Origin of the sequence: Microbulbifer sp. 2205BS26-8 (genome assembly GCF_030731025.1) — a bacterium.
In the GTDB taxonomy this organism is placed as follows: Bacteria; Pseudomonadota; Gammaproteobacteria; order Pseudomonadales; family Cellvibrionaceae; genus Microbulbifer; species Microbulbifer spongiae.
The window spans coordinates 1-2,530 of the sequence record NZ_JAVAMR010000102.1 but is presented as its reverse complement, the minus strand read 5'-3'; the positions used below and the strand labels follow the sequence as shown (position 1 = coordinate 2,530).

Genomic DNA, 2,530 nt, shown 5'->3' with positions numbered 1-2,530 from the left:
CTAATCTGCCCAGGATTAAAGTCAACGATTACAACAACAATAATTGGCACAATATTCAACGTTCAGAGTTGAAAGTTGTTACAATGAACACGCATACTGGTTGCGCTACGGCAACCTCCGTAGCCGGGATTGACAACCCGTAACTACAAGGCGCCAAGAAGACGCCACCAGCGGTATGCGTCTTTTTTTATGCGCGAAACCTCCTTGTTATGGTGGGGTATTCGGGGGGCTTTCGGGCCCGCCGTTTCCTTGTAGCGGTATTGTCAACCCGTTTACCCCGCCACCCAATTGAGATTGACAACTCCCTGGTGGCGGAACTCGCTATACAAGGAGGCTATTATGCCAAATCACTCTGAAACTGTGCCTTATTACCGAGTCGATTCATTGTTGACCAAAGCATTCGACACCGCATCCCTCGGTATTGAGCACGCAAACCGATTCCGCGCATTGTTCTTTGCCGTTACCCGCATACCCGATAATCCAAAGGCCACGTTGGAGTTGGCACAAGCCGGTATGGAGTTAAGCGATGTCTATCACAGCTGCTTCAGTTCTGAACAGAATCTGATCAAGAAACGGCAAGAAGAAGAGAAACAATAAGTAATCGGTATCCACTGCAGTTGGGACACTTACTCTGTATGTTATTTCTTGCTTAGATCTATGAAAAAATTTGTCAGGAGCGCTACATTAAAGTCCAGGAGGCCTACTATGAGTACCGCCTCAAGAAACAGCCACCCTATGCTGCCAGCCGTTCCGTGCCATGGATCACGATCAGGGGCCACTGGCTTGAACGGGCCGGTTTTGTGGTGGATATGCCGATCAAGGTCAGGGTCATGGAGCGGTGTTTGGTGTTGACTGCTGAATAGGCGTCTTAAAGACAAAGCCCCAGCAGATTGCCCTGCCGGGGTTTTAGTGGTTTTGCTTACTAAGCTATAAGGCTTAACGCCTACAACCTAGCATTTCATCTCACGACAAGCCAAAAGAAAAAATATTGCTTTTGTTCCTTTCTCTTATTGTTCCTGTGAGTTCCGCATTTCGTGAAGCCATTACCGAAATAATCTTTTTTTTCCTGTTATAGAGCAATAAAGTAATATTCCACCAAGGGCTAACCCGGTAAAACCACCTAGCACCCCTAACCCCTCTCCAAACGGAGAAAAAACTATCATCCCATAAAGAACAAAAAGTACCCCTAAAACGCCGGAGAGTATCCGAAATAACATTTTATTCATTCAGAAATTCCCCCACACATTCAACAGAGCAATACCCAACAGCCCCAACCTGAAAACCAAATGCACCGGCAACGGCCATGGCTGCATTGAACCTCCCAAATAACTTTAAAAGACCTAATTGGCGCTTACCGGTTTCGAACGCTTCCTTACTATGCGACCATGCGTTTCGATTAGCTTCTTTAGACAGTCTATCTGATAGAATTTCGGTTGCTTCATTTGTAAGCACGCCCTGTACACTTAATGGGCTAACCCTATTGGCCCACACAATAGTTTCACCATAGTTTTGGTTTAAACAAGTATTACGGCACTGCATGAATCCATTTGTACCATCCTCCTTTTGTGCATCTGCTTATTCGAAATCATCTTCTTTCCAGTGTTCCCCCTTTAAGGAAATAGTTTTAGGAGATGGTACAACCCTCTCATCAGATACAATATATTTAGGCATATTACTAACCGATGGAACAACTAATTTAATTAGATGAATTGTGTTTTTCTTTTTGTTGGAACAATTCTTCTTAAATTGAAAATATAGCTCATTTCTATGCTTAAGTGGAATAACGAAGCTAGGGACTTCAATATCACTTTCACGGCCACTTAAGCTCGTTAACTTATAAGTGAATTGTTCCAGAACTCGCTCAATTTCAATTTCGTCATAACCACTCCAATCAAACAGCACTTTTTGAATACATTCTTGCCTTGTATATTTTGCTTCTTCATCGGCTGAACAACCAAACGGAGCTACTAAGCAAAATATAATACACAATAGAAGCTGTTTCACTTTACTGCCCATACACATCAAGTCTATATCCCGCCGAGTTTTGATGTAGTTGCTCCTGTGGAGGAATTGAAATCCTCCACCTGAAACCATGTGGATTATCATAAGGCTCACTTATAGTCATACTCATCCCGTTATGAAAGCCAGCAATAAATGACTTTTTTATTATGCCGTCATCTGCCAATCGATAGTATCCGTCAAATGAACCGATGGGAGGAATTACTTCAATTATTGGCTCAATTCGATCAGCATAACCACCATTTTCGTCAAGAGGTAAAGGCTTGGCTTTCACGTAAAACCCTTCCAATCCATGAGTATCACTATATGCGTCCAACCTAATTTTCTGGCCAGCATCTATAGTCAAGACATACTCCTTTCTTCCCCCACCAGCATCAATAGAACCAAGTTTTTTCCAAGCCGTTTTCTTTTGTGCATATCAATGCACTGATAAAGCTTGAAATGGCCAACAACTAACAGTTTTTCCATTTCATACGAATTTCATCAGCAAAATCATGATCTCCACGCGACT

The 2,530-nt window shown here is 42.9% G+C and carries 5 protein-coding genes; 2 read left to right on the top strand and 3 right to left on the bottom strand.

Features of this window, described 5'->3' with window-relative positions; translation table 11 throughout:
• Positions 1–339: 339 nt before the first annotated feature.
• Positions 340–597 (top strand): hypothetical protein, encoded by a 258-nt coding sequence (locus Q5Y71_RS16605; RefSeq protein ID WP_306043196.1) that lies wholly within the window; start codon positions 340–342, stop codon positions 595–597.
• A gap of 56 nt (positions 598–653) precedes the next feature.
• Entirely contained in the window at positions 654–863 is a 210-nt protein-coding gene (locus Q5Y71_RS17715) for a SymE family type I addiction module toxin (protein WP_371877092.1), read from the top strand.
• Positions 864–1,043: 180 nt separating this feature from the next.
• On the opposite strand, the gene Q5Y71_RS16600 is transcribed toward Q5Y71_RS17715, so the two are convergent.
• From Q5Y71_RS16600 to Q5Y71_RS16590, 3 genes are all read right to left on the bottom strand, one after another.
• Complete coding sequence (locus tag Q5Y71_RS16600; protein ID WP_306043195.1) at positions 1,044–1,226, bottom strand: hypothetical protein; 183 nt, start codon at positions 1,224–1,226, stop codon at positions 1,044–1,046.
• A gap of 349 nt (positions 1,227–1,575) precedes the next feature.
• Positions 1,576–2,016: a hypothetical protein gene (locus Q5Y71_RS16595; RefSeq protein WP_306043194.1), complete on the bottom strand. Its 441-nt coding sequence runs from the start codon at positions 2,014–2,016 to the stop codon at positions 1,576–1,578.
• A complete protein-coding gene (locus tag Q5Y71_RS16590; protein WP_306043193.1) occupies positions 2,006–2,365 on the bottom strand; it encodes a hypothetical protein in 360 nt (119 codons plus the stop codon). Before Q5Y71_RS16590 ends, Q5Y71_RS16595 begins: the two co-directional genes overlap by 11 nt.
• Positions 2,366–2,530 lie beyond the last annotated feature (165 nt).